Annotated in this window: 1 protein-coding gene; it reads right to left on the reverse strand. The window is 42.9% G+C overall.

From position 1 onward, the window contains the following. Positions 1 to 47 precede the first annotated feature (47 nt). Positions 48 to 1654 (reverse strand): OprD family outer membrane porin (locus A2517_RS04575; protein ID WP_294894595.1); only part of this gene is annotated, 1607 nt, incomplete at its 5' end.

A 1654-nucleotide genomic window follows, 5' to 3' on the forward strand; every position in this document is an offset into this window, starting at 1 on the left:
TGATCGTAAAGAATAAAGTTCCCAACAACGCTCTCATCATTTAGCCTTTAGAAGAGGTAGTTAATTTCGAAACGGTATTCATCGTATGATGCATAATCAGTTGTCGCTTGAGTCCCAAGAGTAGGGGTTGTTCCCGAATACAAATTGTCCGCATTAACTGTTGCGAAACGGAATTTAAACTCTGTATTCGGAATTTCTTTAAATGTTTTCCACATATCGACATGGAAGATATTTCGATCTGAGAAACCAGAACTGTATGCTTTTGCTTCATCAAAGTTCATATTTTCATAGTCAGCTGCCACTTTGAAACCTTCAATAATCCCTGCTTTTCCAAAATCATACGTTGCTTTTACAGCCCAGTTTTTGGTGTTGGCAATCCAGTCAACCTGTGCCATCGAACGGGTATACCCACCTGTCGGGAATCCACGCCACGGAGCAATAATATCAGCGTCATCAGCTATTTTAGAATATCCGACTTGTAACGCAAGAGGACCATTTTCCGCCACGATACGTGCCATAATGATACTTCCATCCACACTGTCAGGATTTGTATAGTTCGCACGCGCATTAGCACGTTTTGCAGCATCAGGATTACCACTACTATTAAAAGCAACCACATTACCACTCAAAGCCGCACCCCCGATTGCACCGGCACCATCATCCATCTGGCGCAGATAACGGACACCCGGTGTCACGCTCCAATCGCCATTTAATTTGATTTTATAATTTGCCTCAGCAATGACGGTATTAAAAAAATCGTTGATACCAACAAATTCGGCATCGAGTTTCAAGTTAGGGATCGATTTATTCGAAGCAGTTAGCAAAACCATCTCCGGATCGACATCTCCTCCTGCTGCACGGATGTTATAAACCGTAAGACCCTTATGAACACCCGCATCATCATTCCCATTAACTTTGTCACCTTTGACAGCTATTGACGTTTGCCCAGCATCATAAGCCAAAATACTATGAAATAGCTGATGATCACGGAGCTTTTGGCTCGTAATGTATCCGGCACGAACAGTTGTATCTGGGATATCCTTGTTTTCAACTATCGCCGCTTCAAATGTGTTAGGGATCATTTTCGTATCGTTGGTTGCAAGCATAATGCTATCGATACCCTGACGTCCGACTTTAACATCGGTTTTACCGTTTTTATACTCTCCGTACGCTTCGGCAAAATTGCCCATAGACGTTTCGGTACCATCAGCACGTGTACGATAGGTATCTTTTCCTGATTTTCCGTAGTTAGCCGTTAACGTACCGGCACTATTACTAACCGTATTTTCGTTTACCATCGGCACAGTACCGTAAAACCCGACTGTAGCACCAAATCCGTTGAAAAAGCCGGTTTTATACACCAAACTCCCTCCCATACCCCATTGATTATTGTCATGGGTACGTTTGTAAAGATCACTATTTGTCAAATCTTCATTTTCCCAGTCATACCAAAACATATTCGAACGAAGACGTCCGTAGACTTCACCCTCGGTAAACATCTCTCCAATAGAATTTACCGCACCCGGTGCTTTAGTGTACTCAACCTGATAATTGTCCTTGATCACACGGTCTTCCGTTTTAAGCGCATGCGCCGACGTTGCTAATAAACAAGTAGCTGCTGCTACGATACTGAGATTGACTAATTTCATCCCTA

It is taken from the genome of Sulfuricurvum sp. RIFOXYD12_FULL_44_77 (genome assembly GCF_001830725.1).
GTDB lineage: Bacteria > Campylobacterota > Campylobacteria > Campylobacterales > Sulfurimonadaceae > Sulfuricurvum > Sulfuricurvum kujiense_A.